Source organism: Streptomyces sp. NPDC025784 (assembly GCF_055558435.1).
The window spans coordinates 139696-153425 of record NZ_JBVHMN010000010.1 but is presented as its reverse complement, the minus strand read 5'-3'; the positions used below and the strand labels follow the sequence as shown (position 1 = coordinate 153425).

13 protein-coding genes are annotated in these 13730 nt (G+C 71.1%); 11 read left to right on the top strand and 2 right to left on the bottom strand.

The genetic code is table 11. From position 1 onward, the window contains the following. Positions 1–19: 19 nt before the first annotated feature. Genes ACZ4IF_RS23120 through ACZ4IF_RS23110 form a run of 3 tightly spaced genes read left to right on the top strand, consistent with a single transcriptional unit; the run spans position 20 to position 2264 of the window. Complete coding sequence (locus ACZ4IF_RS23120; protein ID WP_467565557.1) at positions 20–955, top strand: PDR/VanB family oxidoreductase; 936 nt, start codon at positions 20–22, stop codon at positions 953–955. Between the two features lie 53 nt (positions 956–1008). After that, the gene (locus ACZ4IF_RS23115; RefSeq protein WP_467565555.1) at positions 1009–1236 is read left to right on the top strand and encodes a recombinase-like helix-turn-helix domain-containing protein; all 228 of its coding nucleotides are present in this window, start codon (positions 1009–1011) and stop codon (positions 1234–1236) included. Positions 1237–1238: 2 nt separating this feature from the next. Continuing rightward, positions 1239–2264 carry a Rieske 2Fe-2S domain-containing protein gene (locus ACZ4IF_RS23110; RefSeq protein ID WP_467565553.1) on the top strand — a complete coding sequence of 342 codons (1026 nt, stop codon included), beginning with the start codon at positions 1239–1241 and terminating at the stop codon, positions 2262–2264. Positions 2265–2279: 15 nt separating this feature from the next. On the opposite strand, the gene ACZ4IF_RS23105 is transcribed toward ACZ4IF_RS23110, so the two are convergent. Further along, a complete protein-coding gene (locus ACZ4IF_RS23105) occupies positions 2280–2813 on the bottom strand; it encodes a MarR family winged helix-turn-helix transcriptional regulator (RefSeq protein WP_467565551.1) in 534 nt (177 codons plus the stop codon). Positions 2814–3070: 257 nt separating this feature from the next. On the opposite strand from ACZ4IF_RS23105, the gene ACZ4IF_RS23100 reads away from it, so the two are divergent. Together ACZ4IF_RS23100 and ACZ4IF_RS23095 are read left to right on the top strand one after the other, a co-directional pair. Further along, complete coding sequence (locus ACZ4IF_RS23100) at positions 3071–3829, top strand: IclR family transcriptional regulator (RefSeq protein ID WP_467565549.1); 759 nt, start codon at positions 3071–3073, stop codon at positions 3827–3829. 99 nt (positions 3830–3928) lie between these two features. After that, positions 3929–5173, top strand: a complete 1245-nt coding sequence (locus tag ACZ4IF_RS23095; RefSeq protein WP_467565547.1) for a PP2C family protein-serine/threonine phosphatase — start codon at positions 3929–3931, stop codon at positions 5171–5173. A gap of 52 nt (positions 5174–5225) precedes the next feature. On the opposite strand, the gene ACZ4IF_RS23090 is transcribed toward ACZ4IF_RS23095, so the two are convergent. Next, positions 5226–5651, bottom strand: a complete 426-nt coding sequence (locus ACZ4IF_RS23090) for an ATP-binding protein (protein ID WP_467565545.1) — start codon at positions 5649–5651, stop codon at positions 5226–5228. Positions 5652–5848: 197 nt separating this feature from the next. Between ACZ4IF_RS23090 and ACZ4IF_RS23085 the strand changes: the two genes are divergently transcribed. From ACZ4IF_RS23085 to ACZ4IF_RS23060, 6 genes are all read left to right on the top strand, one after another. After that, positions 5849–6616, top strand: coding sequence for an IclR family transcriptional regulator (locus ACZ4IF_RS23085; protein ID WP_467565543.1), 768 nt, complete (start codon positions 5849–5851; stop codon positions 6614–6616). 59 nt (positions 6617–6675) lie between these two features. Beyond that, positions 6676–8190 carry a glycerol kinase GlpK gene (glpK, locus tag ACZ4IF_RS23080; RefSeq protein ID WP_467565541.1) on the top strand — a complete coding sequence of 505 codons (1515 nt, stop codon included), beginning with the start codon at positions 6676–6678 and terminating at the stop codon, positions 8188–8190. A 78-nt stretch (positions 8191–8268) separates the two neighbouring features. Then, the gene (locus ACZ4IF_RS23075; RefSeq protein WP_467565539.1) at positions 8269–9441 is read left to right on the top strand and encodes an AI-2E family transporter; all 1173 of its coding nucleotides are present in this window, start codon (positions 8269–8271) and stop codon (positions 9439–9441) included. 98 nt (positions 9442–9539) lie between these two features. After that, on the top strand, positions 9540–10106 hold the full coding sequence (locus tag ACZ4IF_RS23070) for a PadR family transcriptional regulator (protein ID WP_467565537.1): 567 nt from the start codon (positions 9540–9542) through the stop codon (positions 10104–10106). A gap of 52 nt (positions 10107–10158) precedes the next feature. Continuing rightward, positions 10159–11877 (top strand): acyl-CoA dehydrogenase family protein, encoded by a 1719-nt coding sequence (locus ACZ4IF_RS23065; RefSeq protein WP_467565535.1) that lies wholly within the window; start codon positions 10159–10161, stop codon positions 11875–11877. A gap of 182 nt (positions 11878–12059) precedes the next feature. Further along, the gene (locus tag ACZ4IF_RS23060; RefSeq protein ID WP_467565533.1) at positions 12060–13667 is read left to right on the top strand and encodes a sialidase family protein; all 1608 of its coding nucleotides are present in this window, start codon (positions 12060–12062) and stop codon (positions 13665–13667) included. Positions 13668–13730 lie beyond the last annotated feature (63 nt).

Genomic DNA, 13730 nt, shown 5'->3' with positions numbered 1-13730 from the left:
CTGTGAGGAGCCGGCCCCGATGAGCGAGACGTCCCTGCACCTGACCGTGCACCGCATGACCTGGGAGGCCGAGGGGGTCCTCTCCGTGGAACTGGTCCACCCCGACGGCAAACCCCTCCCGGCCTGGGCCCCCGGCGCCCACATCGACGTCGAGGTGGGCGGCCTGATCCGCCAGTACAGCCTCTGCGGCGACCCCCGGACGGCGACGGTGTACCGGATCGGCGTCCTCGACGCGCCCGCATCACGCGGGGGCTCGCGCCATGTGCACACCCGGCTGCGTCCCGGCCGGACCGTCACGGTCTCCGAACCACGCAACCACTTCGCCCTGGAGGACGCCCCGGGATACGTCTTCGTGGCGGGCGGTATCGGCATCACCCCGCTGCTGGCCATGGCCCGCGAGGCGGGGCGGCGCGGCGCCGACTGGCGCATGGTGTACGGAGGCCGCAGCCGCGCCTCGATGGCCTTCACCGACGAACTAGCCGCGCTCGGCGGCGATGTGACCGTCGTCCCGCAGGACGAGCACGGCCACATCGACCTGGACACGGCGCTCGCCGGACTGCCCGCCGGAACGCTCGTCTACTGCTGCGGTCCGGAACCCCTGCTGACGGCCGTCGAGCAGAAGTGCCCCGCCGAACGGCTGCGCGTGGAGCGGTTCGCCGCGCCCACGGTGGAACGGTCCGGCGACGACGAGGCGTTCGAGGTCGAGTGCCGCGCCTCCGGCCGCACGCTCACCGTCGGCGCGGACACCTCGATCCTCCAGGCGGTGGAGGACGCCGGCATCGGCGTCGACAGCTCCTGCCGGGACGGCATCTGCGGCTCCTGCGAGACGCGGGTGCTCGACGGCACGCCCGACCACCGTGACTTCCTGCTCAGCGAGGCCGAGCACACCGCGAACGCGACCATGATGATCTGCGTCTCCCGCTGTGCCTCCGGCCGCCTCGTCCTCGATCTGTGACCGACGACCGACCTGTGACCCGACGCCCCGTGCCCCGACCGCTGGAGGCCCCGATGACCACCGCCCCCTGGCCGTACCTGGACGCCCACCAGTCCCGTACGCATGAGCCCACGCCCTACGAGTACAAGCTGGCCGCCACCCTCGAAGAGGTCTTCACCAAGGACGGCCACGAACTCGTCGACCTGATCGCCGGACTGAACGCCCGTCAGGTGCACGCACCCGACGGTGCCCCGTGGACCGAGGAGTCCTTCCGCGCCGAGATGCACCGCCTGGGAGCCTGACCATGACGCTGTCCACCACCGCCACCGCCGACCACATCTACGCCACGGGCCTGCGCAACCAGTGGCACCCCGTAGTCCCCTCGCACTTCGTCGCGCCCGGCGCGATGCGCAGGGTGACCGCGCTCGGCGAACAGTGGCTGCTGTTCCGCCGCTCCGACGGCGTCCTGTCGATGCTCGCGGACCGCTGTCCCCACCGGGGCGCCCCGCTGTCGCTGGGCAGACACCTCGGCGACCGCGTCGCCTGCTGGTACCACGGCGTCGAGGTCGAGAGCGACGGCACCGTCTCGTCCGTCCCCGGACTGCCCGGCTGCAACCTCGAAGGAAAGAAGCTCGTCACCTCGCTGCCGGTCCGCGAGGTCGCCGGCGCGATCCTCGCCTACTTCGGCGACGAACAGCACCCGGAGCCGGTCGAACTGACCCTGCCCGAGCCGCTCGACGACCCGGACGTCGAGCCGATCCTGTGCTACGCCGAGTGGGACGTCCCGTGGCGGTACGCCATGGAGAACCTCCTCGACCCCATGCACGGGGCGTTTCTGCACCACGAGTCCCACACCATGTACGACGGGGACACCACCGCCAAGTTCCGCATCCGCGAGACCGGCCGGGGCTACTTCTTCGAGAAGACCGACCAGCGGGGCGTCAACTTCGACTGGGTCGAGCTGTGCCGCACCGGGATCGACTGGGTGGACCTCTCCATCCCGTACCCGCCCTCCGCCGGACCTGGCGGCGCCTTCGGCATCGTCGGCATGGCGTGCCCGGTGGACGCCGAACGCACCGGGGTCTTCTTCTGGCGCTACCGCCGTGTCCAGGACTGGCAGCGCGACACCTGGCGCTTCCTCTACAAGACGCTCATCGAGGAGCGTCACTGGGAGGTCCTGGAGCAGGACCGCGTCATGCTGGAGGCCATGCCCGCGGACGCCGACCAGCGCGAGAACCTCTATCAGCACGACCTGGGCGTGGTCCGGCTCAGGCGCCTCTACCGGGCGCAGGCGGAGCAGCAGGCCGCGGCCGCCGCCTCGGCCGGCTGAGCCCGACGGCCCGCCTCAGCCGGGGAGTTCCCCGTCCGAGGCGATGATCGAGTGCTCCAGCTTGCGCAGCAGCCGGGCGAGCTGGCGGCACTCGGCCGGGGACATCTCGCCGAGCATGCGGCGTTCGTTGTCGAGGTGTTCGGCGAACACCTCGTCCACCTTGGCGAGCCCCTCGTCGGTGAGCCGCGAGTACACGACGCGCCGGTCCTCGGCGTCCCGCTCGCGCACGATCAGCCCGTCCTTCTCCAGCCGGTCGATCCGCAGCGTGACCCCCGCGGACGACACCAGCCCGGAGTCGGCGAGCTGGCCCGCGGTCAGCCGGTACGGAGCTCCCGACCGGCGCAGCGCGGTCAGTACGTCGAAACCGGCCACGGACAGTCCGTGCCGTTCGATGGACGTGGTCAGGCGGGTGCTGTAGCGCAGGAACGAGCGGTGCAGCCTGGCCAGGACCTCCAGGGGGGCGGTGTCCAGCTCGGGGCGCTCGCGTGCCCAGTCCTCGATGACCATCGCGACCGCGTCCCGATCCGCCGTCGCCCTGCGCTCCGCCATCCCGTCCCCTCACACGACCCGCAGGACCGTACCGCGCCGCCGCGGCTCATGCGGCGCGCACATGTCCCTCACCCCTGAAAATCCTACCCCTGAGGAGACCGACTCCCGTCGGCGGTGGGAGAAGCGGAAGGGGCAGCAGGCCCTCATCGGGGCGGCCCTCATCGGGGCCGTCGCCACGCGGTGCCGCGGGGCCGCTCGGCTCGGCGCGGACCGTGCACACGCTTGCCTGCGCCGGGGACCCGGCGCACGCTGGTCTCATGGGTGCTCAGGACGGCCCCACGCTCATCACCTCGGTGCAGCGGGCCTTCCGCCTGCTGGAAGCGGTGGGGGCGCACGAGAACGGCGCGCCCGCGAAGCAGCTGGCGCGCGAGACCGGTCTGCCCCTGGCCACCGCCTATCACCTGCTCCGCACGCTGACCCACGACGGATACGTGTGCAAACTCGCCGACGGAGGGTTCGTCCTCGGGGACAAGGTGCAGGCGCTGAACACCCGAGGTCGCGAACAGGCGCTCCTCAGCCGTGTCCGCCCCACGCTCGCCGCGCTCCGGGACGGGCTCGCGGCAGCCACCTACCTCACCTTCTACGAGGAGGGCGAGATCCGGGTCGCCGAGATCGTCGACGGCCCCCGCGCGCCACGTGTCGACCTGTGGGTGGGGTTCGAGGACGCGGGACACGCCACCGCGCTGGGCAAGTCCGTCCTGCGCGAACTGGACGAGGAGTCCCGCTACGACTACCTCTCCCGGCACCACCTCGCCGACCTCACACCGCGGACCATCACCAGCACCCCGGAACTGCTCCGGCAGATCGACTCCTCGCCGGTGGCCCCCGCGGTCACGGACCTGGAGGAGTACGCCCTCGGCACGGTCTGTGTCGCGGTGCCCGTCCACTGCGGCGAGATACTCGGCTCGCTCGGTGTGTCGCTGCCGGCGGACCGGCTCTCCCGGCTCACCGAGGCCCGGGAGCGGCTGATCTCGACGGCCGACCGCGTGACCAGGAGCCTGTCGCTCACTATCTGAAATCCGGGTCCTTGTGGCACCCCGACTCGAACGTATTACCTAGATAAAACGGACATGTCGGGAGTGTGCCGGCCTACGGAAGAGGACTGCGGACGGAACATGAGACATTCCCGAGACCACGGAGGCGGCCACGGGCCGGTGCGGCCGAACGGCGGCCCGGGGCCCTGGCTGCGCGCCACGTCCCGCAGGAGCCCCGCCCTGCAGGTGGCCGCCGGTACGCCGGTGCTGCCCCTGATGCTCGTCTGCGTCGTGGCGCTCGTCGACCTGCTCGGCGGAGCAGGTGTGATCTGGCTGCCGCTGCTCGCGGCGGGGCCCGCGCTGGCGGCGACGACGAACGGACCCCGCGGGGTCCTGTGCGTCGGTCTGGTCGCCGCGCTGGTGGGCGCGACGCTCGGCGTCCGGGGCGGCGTTCCGGGACGTGAGCTGGCGGTCGTCCTGTCCGCGGTCGGTGCCGTCACCGTGGCGAACGCCCTCACGAGCGCCCTGCGCGGGCGCCGGGAACGGGTGCTCGCCGCCGTCCGCTCGGTCGCTGAGGCCGCGCAGCACGCGCTGCTCAAGCCCGTGCCGGAGACCGTCGGCCCCTTCCGGGTGGCGGTCCGCTACAGCGCGGCCGCCGCGGAGGCCCGTATCGGCGGGGACCTCTACGCCCTGGTGCCGACCCCGTACGGGATCCGGCTGATCGTCGGCGACGTGCGCGGAAAGGGTCTGCCGGCCGTGTCGACGGCCGCCCTGGTGCTCGGTGTCTTCCGTGAGGCCGCCTACGACGAGCCCGACCTCCTCGCCGTCGTCGGCAGGATCGAGCGGAGCCTGGCGCGCAACCTCGGCCACGACGACTTCGTCACCGCCGTGGTCGCCGGATACCCGCGGTCCGGTCATCTGGAACTGGTCAACTGCGGACACGCGCCCCCGCTGCTGGCACGCGAATCCGGTGAGGTCGTGGCGGTGGAGCCCACGAACCCCGCGCCGCCCCTCGGGCTGCGCGCGTTCTCCGGAGAGGACCCCAGCCTCCAGGTGATGCCCTTCGCCGACGGAGACCAGTTGCTGCTCTACACCGACGGCGTCACCGAGGCGCGCAATCAGCGCCGGGAGTTCTATCCGCTCGCCGAGGGGCTGGCGCGCCATCTGTCCGACGAGCCGGCGCGCACGCTGACCGCGCTCCACGACGAACTGCTGGACCACGTGGGCGGCAGGCTGCACGACGACGCGGCGCTGCTGCTGCTCCGCAAGCCGGCCCTGTCCGAGCCGATGGCCGACGGCCCGGAGATCTCCGGGCCGGGGGAGTCGGTGTCGGGCCGCCCCGGATCGGGGCTGTCCCGAACGGTGGTCACGGAGGTGAATGCGTGATGGCCCGGTACCAGACGTGGGAGGGGTGGCCGTCAGGTGGGGCGGTGCCTCGTCACACGGCGACGAGCTCGGCCCAGCGGGTGATCCGGCCCTGATGGACGCGAAGGCCGTGCCGGGTCGCCAGCGCGTGCACGATCTCCTCGCCGCGTCCGTGCTCGTCCGGGTCGGTTCCCGCCCGGCGTTGTCCCGGCGGGCGCGCCGGTCCCGCGTCGCTGACCTCGATGTGCAGGGTGCCGAGACCGCAGCCCCGGCTCCAGGACAGCCGCAGCTCCGCAGGCGGCAGCGCGTGCATGATCGCATTGGTGAGCAGTTCCGACACCACGAGGAGGCAGTCGTCGACGATCGCCGTGTTGATGTTCCACTCGGCGAGCACCCGGGCCACCTGTCGGCGCAGGGCGGGAACGGCCCCGGGGACGGGCGGCAGCGGACATACGTGTTCCAGAGCTTCCGGAAGCATCGTGTTGAGCTGTAGTGCCATCTGCTCTCCTCCCGCGGGCGCAGCCGGCCGGACGCCAGATCCCGGCGCGCGTTGCCGGGCCTGAAAGCAAGGTAAGGAGCCGGACAAAGCAGGTCAATGAACGCGGGTCGGCATTACCGAACGGGGATGTCCCGCGCATACCGGACCGGCGACCTGCACGAAAAGCGGACAGCCCACAGCGGGACTACGCTCGATTCATGGCCGGCCCAGTCCAGTCGATCGAACGGGCGGCGGCGATCCTGCGTCTGCTCGCCGGCGGGCCCCGCCGACTCGGTCTGGGGGAAGTTGCTTCCTCACTCGGGTTGGCGAAGGGCACCGCCCACGGCATCCTGCGCACCCTCCAGCACGTGGATTTCGTCGAGCAGGACGAGGCGACCGGAAAGTACCAGCTCGGGGCCGCTCTGCTGCATCTCGGCACCAGCTATCTCGATGTCAACGATCTGCGGTCCCGTTCGATCAACTGGGCCGACGCCCTGGCCGCCCGCAGTGGTGAAGCGGTCCGCCTCGGCACGCCTCTGGAGGGCAGGGTTCTTGTCATCCACCATGTGTTCCGCCCTGACGACACCCTTCAGACCCTCGACGTGGGTTCGCTGCTGCCCCTGCACGCCTCCTCGCTCGGCAAGGTGCTGCTGGCCTACGGGACCGCCGCCCTGGAGCCGGTGCTGGAGTCCGGACTGGAGGCGTACACCCGGCACACCCTGGTCACCGCGGAGCAGCTCACCCGCGCGCTCGGCGAGGTCCGGGAGCTCGGCTGGGCCGCGGAGGTCCAGGAGATGAGCATGGGCGAAGCCGGCGTGGCCGCGCCGATCCGGGGCCACGGCGGCCTCGTGGTGGGTGCCATCGGGCTCTCCGGACCCGTCGAGAGGATCTGCGACAGCCAGGGCCGCCCCCGGCCGAGCCTGATCACCCTGCTCCGCGAGGCCGCACGGGCGATCTCCAGAGACCTCGGCGCGAGCCGCTGGTGAACCCGCCTCGGCACACCGGAAGGCAGACCCGATCATGACATCGGAAGGCAGACCCGATCATGGCTGAACGGTACGTAATGTCCATCGATCAGGGCACCAACTCCACCCGATGCATTCTGTTCGACAACCATGGGCGGCTGGTCTCGGTCGTGCAGCGGGAGCACGAGCAGCACTTTCCCAAGCCGGGGTGGGTCGAGCACGATGCCGTCGAGATCTGGCGGAATCTTCAGCGGATCGTGCCCGAGGCCCTGTCCGACGTGGGGGTCGGAGCCGAGGACATCGCCGCGATCGGGCTCGCGAACCAGCGGGAGACGACGGTGCTCTGGGACCGCCGCACCGGTGAGCCCCTCGGCAGGGCGATCGTCTGGCAGGACACCCGCACCGCACCGCTCGTGGACGAGCTCAGCCAGCAGCCCGGCGACACCTTCTTTCTCGACCGGTGCGCCCTGCCGCCGTCGACCTACTTCTCCGCGCTGCGCATCCGCTGGCTGTTCGACCACATCAGCGGGCTGGAGCAGCGTGCCATCGACGGCGAAGTGCTGTTCGGCACGATCGAGACCTGGCTGATCTGGAACATGACCGGGGGAGTGGACGGCGGCCTGCACATCACCGACGCCACCAACGCCAGCCGCACCATGATGATGAACATCCACACGCTGGCCTGGGACGACGAGCTGCTGTCGTTCTTCGGAGTGCCCCGCGTGATGCTTCCCGAGATCCGCTCCTCCGCCGAGGACTACGGCGAGGCCGGCGGCCTCCTGCCGGGCGTCCGCATCACGGCCGCCCTCGGGGACCAGCAGGCCGCCCTGTTCGGCCAGACCTGCTTCTCCCCGGGCGAGGCGAAGTGCACGTACGGGACGGGCAGCTTCCTCCTCCTCAACACCGGCAACGAGGTCGTGCGGTCCCGGCACGGACTCCTCGCGACCGTGGCCTACAAGATCGGGGAGCAGCCCCCCGTCTACGCCCTGGAAGGGTCGATCGCCGTCACAGGCTCCCTGGTCCAATGGTTCCGCGACCGGCTGGGCCTGATCAACAACGCTCCGGAGATCGAGACACTGGCGCGGACCGTGGAGGACAACGGCGGCTGCTACATCGTCCCCGCGTTCTCCGGTCTCTTCGCGCCCCGCTGGCGCAGCGACGCACGCGGCGTCATCGTCGGCCTCACCTCGTACATCACCAAGGGACACCTGGCCCGCGCCGTCCTGGAAGCCACCGGATGGCAGACACGGGAGGTCGTCGACGCCATGAACGCCGACTTCCCGGTCCCCCTGAAGCAGCTCAAGGTGGACGGCGGCATGACGGCGGACAACCTGCTCATGCAGTTCGTCGCCGACGTGCTGGACGTGCCGGTGGTACGGCCCATGGTCGCCGAGACGGTCTCCCTCGGCGCCGCCTACGCCGCCGGACTCGCCGCCGGCTACTGGTCGGACCTGGAAGTCCTGCGCCGTCACTGGCACCGGGCCGGCCAGTGGATGCCGGACATGGACCCCGAGCGCCGCGAGTCGGAGTACGACAACTGGCAGCGCGCCGTCGAACGTTCGCTCGGCTGGATCAGACCGCCCGCGACCTCCTGACGCGGAACACACCAGGCCGGTTGCCCGGATTGCGCCTAATGTTCTCGACGTGACGGGCAGTCGGCAGCGGGAGGCACAGTGGCGGACGGGGGCGCATCGGCGGCGGGCCGCGGCCGAGGTCCACGGACGTCCGGCGCCACGTCCGGCAGCCGGTCGGCGCCGACCGTGCGGCCCCCACGACGCTCCCTGGGCCGGTACCCCGTCCCGGCCCACGAGCGGGTGGTGCCCTGGCTCCGTGTCGCCGCCGCCTACGCCTGGCGCCTCATCCTGGTCGGCGTCGTCGTCTACGGCGTCTTCACCATCCTGGGCCGCTTCCAGCTCATCGCCGTGGCGCTCTTCCTCGCCCTGGTCATCACCACGGTCCTGCGTCCGCTCGCCGATCTCCTCGGCCGGTGGCTGCCGAGGTCGGTGGCGGTCACCGTCTCCGTCATCGGCAGCGTGTTCGCGGTACTCGGTCTGCTGGCCCTCGTCGGCAGTGCCGTGGCGGGAGAGTCGGGGAAGCTGGCCGGCGAGTTCCGTGGCGGCGTCCACCGGATCGAACTCTGGCTCCAGCAACCTCCGTTCCGGCTCGGCCCGGGCGCGCTGTCCCGGCTTCAGGAACAGATCGTCGGCTACTTCACCGCGCACCGCGCCAGCCTGCTCAGCAGCGCCCTCAGCGGCTTCGGCCGGTTCGTGGAAATCGTCACGGGGGCCGCGCTCGCGCTCTTCGCCTCCGTCTTCTTCATCCACTCCGGGGAACGCCTGTGGGCCTGGGCGCGCGACGACCTGCTGCCCAAGGGGGCCCGGCCGGCGTGGGACCGGGCGGGACACGCGGCATGGCGGACGTTCGCGGGCTACACGCGCGGCATCATCATCGTGGCCGCCACCAACGCCGTACTCGTCGGCATCGCCCTGTACGTACTGAGGGTGCCGCTCGCGCTGCCGCTGACCCTGCTGGAGTTCTTCGCCGCGTTCGTGCCGCTGGTGGGCTCACCGGTGGCGCTCGGGGTGGCCACCGTGGTCGCCCTGGCCGGCCGTGGGCCGCTGACGGCGGCGGCCGTCGTGGTCCTCATCGTCGTCATCGGCCAGCTCGAAGGTCACGTGCTGCACCCGCTCGTGATGAGCTGGGCGGTCCGGCTCCATCCGCTCGTCGTCGCCGTCTCCGTCATCGCGGGCAGCATCGTCGCGGGTGTGATCGGAGCCGTCGTGGCCGTCCCCTTCGTCTCGGTCGTCTGGGCGGTGCTCAACGTGCTGCGCCCCAGACCGCCGTAGTGGGCAAAGGCCCGCACATCCCCGCCGCCCGGGTGAGCCGTGTCTCACCCGGGCGGCGGCGCTTGTCTATGCAACGAGTTGCATAGCAAGATCGCGGCATGGCGCTCGACCACGCGATCCTCGTCTCCCTGCTGGAGAAACCGGGCTCCGGCTATGAGCTGGCCCGCCGGTTCGAGCGGTCCATCGGCTACTTCTGGACCGCCACGCACCAGCAGATCTACCGCGTGCTCAAACGCATGGAGAGCGAGGGCCTGCTCGCCGTGCGCGACGTGCCGCAGCACGGCCGGCCGGACAAGAAGGAGTACTCCGTCGCCGCCCCCGGCCGCGCCGCCCTCTCCCTGTGGCTCCACGAGCCGATCGAACCGGAGAGCATGCGCCACGACCTCGCCGTGAAGATCCGCGGCGCGGCCTTCGACGACCCGGCCGCACTCGTCCGCGAGGTCGAACGCCACCACCAGGTGCACAGCGACCGGCTCGCGCACTACCTCGCCGGAGAACTGCGCGACTTCACGGGACCCGAAGCCCCCGCACCGCTCGACGCCGGCCAGGAACTTCAGCACGTCGTGCTGCGCGGCGGCATCGCGTACGAGCGCATGACCATCGCCTGGCTCGACGACGTCCTCGCCACGCTCCACCGCCTCGGTGCGACCCCGCCGTCCGCCTGAAGAACACCGCACTCCCTCTCGAAACCCACCCCCCGCCCAGAAGGTGAACGCCATGGCCGACCCCCTGCTGTTCCACCCGCACACCTACGACCCGGCGCACTTCGACCCCGAGACGCGCAGGCTGCTCCGCGCCACCGTCGACTGGTTCGAGGAGCGCGGCAAGCGGCGCCTGATCGAGGACTACCGCTCACGCGCCTGGCTCGGGGACTTCCTGGAGTTCGCCGCCGAGGAGCGCCTGTTCGCCACTTTCCTCACCCCGGCGTCCGCCGCCGGACAGGAGGACCAGCGCTGGGACACCGCCCGGATCGCCGCCCTCAACGAGATATTCGGGTTCTACGGGCTCGACTACTGGTACGCCTGGCAGGTCACCATCCTCGGCCTCGGCCCGGTCTGGCAGAGCGACAACGCCGCCGCCCGCAGCCGCGCGGCGGAACTCCTCTCGCGGGGAGAGGTCTTCGCCTTCGGCCTGTCCGAGAAGACCCACGGCGCCGACATCTACTCCACGGACATGCTGCTGGAGCCCGACGGCGACGGCGGTTTCCGGGCCACCGGCTCCAAGTACTACATCGGCAACGGCAACGCCGCCGGACTCGTCTCGGTCTTCGGCCGCCGCACCGACGTCGAGGGGCCCGACGGGTACGTCTTCTTCGCGGCCGACAGCCGCCACCCCTCGTACCACCTCGTGAAGAACGTGGTCGACTCCTCCAAGTACGTCAGCGAGTTCCGCCTGGAGGACTACCCGGTCACCGCCGAGGACGTCCTGCACACCGGCCGCGCCGCCTTCGACGCGGCCCTCAACACCGTCAACGTCGGCAAGTTCAACCTCTGTACCGCCTCCATCGGCATCTGCGAGCACGCGATGTACGAGGCCGTCACCCACGCGCACGGGCGCATCCTGTACGGCCGCCCCGTCACCGCCTTCCCGCACGTGCGCCGGGAACTGGCCGACGCGTACGTCCGCCTGGTCGGCATGAAGCTGTTCAGCGACCGCGCCGTCGACTACTTCCGTTCGGCCGGTCCCGAGGACCGCCGCTACCTGCTCTTCAACCCGATGACGAAGATGAAGGTGACCACCGAGGGCGAGAAGGTCATCGACCTCATGTGGGACGTCATCGCCGCCAAGGGCTTCGAGAAGGACAACTACTTCTCCCAGGCCGCCGTCGAGATCCGTGGACTGCCCAAGCTGGAGGGCACGGTCCACGTCAACCTCGCGCTGATCCTCAAGTTCATGCGCAACCACCTGCTGGAGCCGGTGGAGCACCCCGCTGTGCCGACCCGCCTCGACGCGGCCGACGACGCCTTCCTGTTCCGGCAGGGACCCGCCCGCGGTCTGGGTTCCGTGCGCTTCCATGACTGGCGCGCCGCCTACGACGCGTACGCCGTACTGCCGAACGTCGCCCGCTTCCGCGAGCAGGCCGACGCCCTGTGCGAGTTCGTGGCCACCGTCGCCCCCGACGAGAAGCAGAGCCGCGACCTCGACTTCCTCCTCTCCGTCGGCCAGTTGTTCGCCCTGGTGGTGCACGGACAGCTGATCCTGGAGCAGGCCCGCCTGACGGACCTGGACGAGTCCGTGCTCGACGAACTGTTCTCCGTGCTCGTCCGCGACTTCTCCGGACACGCCGTCGAACTGCACGGCAAGGACTCCGCCACCGAGGAGCAGCAGCGCTGGGCGCTGGGCGCGGTCAGGCGTCCCGTGGTCGACGAGGCACGCTCGGCACGTGTCTGGGAACGCGTCGAGGCGCTGGCCGGGGCCTACGAGATGAATCCCTGATCCACGCCGGAACGGGGCCACCTCGGCGACTCCGCCGTCCGGCCCATCAAGAGGACCGGCCATGAGGCCGAAAAGGATCGAGCGGAGTCGTGCCCGGCCCCGGCCGGACGGCTCCGCGCCCCACGCAGCCCCGATGCCGCGGGTGCCGTGCCCCGGGCGCCGCGGCGCAGAGGAGATCCTTGATGCGCGTCCGCCTGCCCCTGACCGCCGCCACCGCCGCCGCGTTCCTGCTCACGACGGCCGCCGGGGCCCCTCCCGCGGCAGCCGACCGGAATTCCGACGGCGGGCCGCTGCGCAAGGTGTCCTTCGGAGACCCGTACGCCGACTGCACCATCGGCGCACGGTCCCCGGACAGCGTCGTGTACCCGGGCACGGAGGTCGAGGCCTACCTCTCCGTCGACCCCCGTGACCCGAAGCGCGTCGTCACCGTGTTCCAGCAGGACCGCTGGTCGGACGGTGCCGCGCGGGGTCTGGTGGCCGGCTGGACCAAGGACGGCGGGACCTTCCATGAGAGCACGCTTCCCTTCAGTGCCTGCGCGCCGGGCGGCGCGGACTTCGAGCGGGCTTCCGACCCCTGGGTGAGCACCGGACCGGACGGCATCGTCTACGCGAGTGGGGAGGGCGTCGACTTCACCAGGAGCACCCGCAGCGCCCTGCTGGCCGCCACCTCCCGGGACGGCGGCCGTACCTGGCGGAACCTCACGACCACCCACGTCGACGAGCAGCCGTTCTTCAACGACAAGCCCTCGCTCACCGCCGACCCGATCCGCAAGGGCACCGCCTACCAGGTCTGGGACCGTCTGGACAACGCCCCTCCCGGGCCGTCCTCCCTCGACGGCCCCGGCTACATCTCGCTCACCCGCGACGGGGGACGCACCTGGAGCGAGGCCCGGCCGTTCGTCGCCACCGACGACGTGCCCAACTCGCAGACCATCGGACATGTGATCGTCGTCGACCCGCGCAACGGCACCCTCTACGACTTCTTCGACCGGATCACTTACTCCGACGACCTGAGCACCGTCGTCGACGCCCACTTCGACGTGGTGACGTCGACCGACGCCGGTGTGACGTGGAGCGCCGCGACCACCGTGGCCCGGGACACCTCCGTACCCGAGGTCGACCCGAACGACCCCGCCAAGCTGCTCCGCGCCGCGGCCACCCTGCCCAGCCCGGCCATCGACCCGAGGAGCGGCACGCTCTACATGGCCTACCAGGGCTCGGACTTCTCCGGAGGCGCACACAACTCCGTCCAACTGGTGCGCTCCGGCGACGGTGGACGCACCTGGAGCAGGACCCCGACACTCATCAGCCCGAAGGGCGTCCCCGCCTTCTCCCCGTCCATCGCCGTCGACAAGCGGGGCACGGTCGCGCTCACCTACTACGACCTGCGCTTGCTGCGTCCGGGCGACACCACCACGCTGCCCACCGCCTACCAACTGGCCACCCTGCCGCACGGCGATCCGCGGCACCTGGCCGAGCGGCGGATCTCCAGGGTCTTCGACTGGCTGCAGGCGCCGTACGCCGGAGGCTACTTCCTCGGCGACTACCAGGGCCTGGTCACCGACGGCCAGGGGGTGCGACCGGTGCTCACCGAGGCCGGCTCCGGCGCTCGCCGGAGCCGGACGGACGTGTACACCGGTGTCTTCCGCGTCCCGGTGACCGGCCCGGGCCGCCCGGGGCCCGACGGCCGCCGTGAGCCGAAGGCCTCGAAGAGCCGGCAGGGACACCCACGCTCCGTGCGGGTGCCGCAGCGTTTCCTCGACATGAACGCGCAGACGACCGGCCGCTGAGAACGGCTCCGGTGCCCAGGGTCGTTCCCGGCCTGTCCGGAACGCGGGTGGCGAGGCGTCGGC

Bases quoted from the DNA above. Each gene is read 5' to 3' on its own strand.
- ACZ4IF_RS23090 (WP_467565545.1), bottom strand. From the start codon at position 5,651: ATGGCACTACAGCTCAACACGATGCTTCCGGAAGCTCTGGAACACGTA.
- ACZ4IF_RS23115 (WP_467565555.1), top strand. From the start codon at position 1,009: ATGACCACCGCCCCCTGGCCGTACCTGGACGCCCACCAGTCCCGTACG.
- ACZ4IF_RS23085 (WP_467565543.1), top strand. From the start codon at position 5,849: ATGGCCGGCCCAGTCCAGTCGATCGAACGGGCGGCGGCGATCCTGCGT.
- ACZ4IF_RS23060 (WP_467565533.1), top strand. From the start codon at position 12,060: ATGCGCGTCCGCCTGCCCCTGACCGCCGCCACCGCCGCCGCGTTCCTG.
- ACZ4IF_RS23070 (WP_467565537.1), top strand. From the start codon at position 9,540: ATGGCGCTCGACCACGCGATCCTCGTCTCCCTGCTGGAGAAACCGGGC.
- ACZ4IF_RS23110 (WP_467565553.1), top strand. From the start codon at position 1,239: ATGACGCTGTCCACCACCGCCACCGCCGACCACATCTACGCCACGGGC.
- ACZ4IF_RS23120 (WP_467565557.1), top strand. From the start codon at position 20: ATGAGCGAGACGTCCCTGCACCTGACCGTGCACCGCATGACCTGGGAG.
- ACZ4IF_RS23065 (WP_467565535.1), top strand. From the start codon at position 10,159: ATGGCCGACCCCCTGCTGTTCCACCCGCACACCTACGACCCGGCGCAC.
- ACZ4IF_RS23105 (WP_467565551.1), bottom strand. From the start codon at position 2,813: ATGGCGGAGCGCAGGGCGACGGCGGATCGGGACGCGGTCGCGATGGTC.
- ACZ4IF_RS23100 (WP_467565549.1), top strand. From the start codon at position 3,071: ATGGGTGCTCAGGACGGCCCCACGCTCATCACCTCGGTGCAGCGGGCC.
- glpK (WP_467565541.1), top strand. From the start codon at position 6,676: ATGGCTGAACGGTACGTAATGTCCATCGATCAGGGCACCAACTCCACC.
- ACZ4IF_RS23095 (WP_467565547.1), top strand. From the start codon at position 3,929: ATGAGACATTCCCGAGACCACGGAGGCGGCCACGGGCCGGTGCGGCCG.